At 64.0% G+C, this 267-nt stretch carries 1 protein-coding gene; it reads left to right on the top strand.

The features are described 5' to 3' along the window. The coding region (locus tag CVH10_RS26905) for a hypothetical protein (protein ID WP_219924947.1) at positions 1–267 on the top strand (267 nt) is incomplete at both ends.

The following is a 267-nucleotide window of genomic DNA, read 5'->3' as shown; positions in this document are numbered from 1 at the left end:
TGGGCTGGTGCTCGTAGCCGTTCCGCTGATCGCCGAGGTGCGCGTGGACGGAACGTCGGGCGATCTGGATGTGCTCATTGTCGACGAAGCCACGGGCATGCCCCGCCAACGGCTTCGTCTTCCCCACGCCATGGATGACGACGCCATTCGGCTCTCCGCCATTTCGTTTGACACCGCGCCATACCGGCTCGGCACGGATCGACTTGCTTTCGGGGTCAAACGTGACTGGGCCGGGAGTTCGCGCCCAAATCCCTTCTCGGACACGAC

The organism is Halomonas sp. ND22Bw (assembly GCF_003011945.1).
GTDB classification, from domain to species: Bacteria; Pseudomonadota; Gammaproteobacteria; order Pseudomonadales; family Halomonadaceae; genus Halomonas; species Halomonas halophila.
This window is presented reverse-complemented; position numbering and strand designations above follow the sequence as displayed.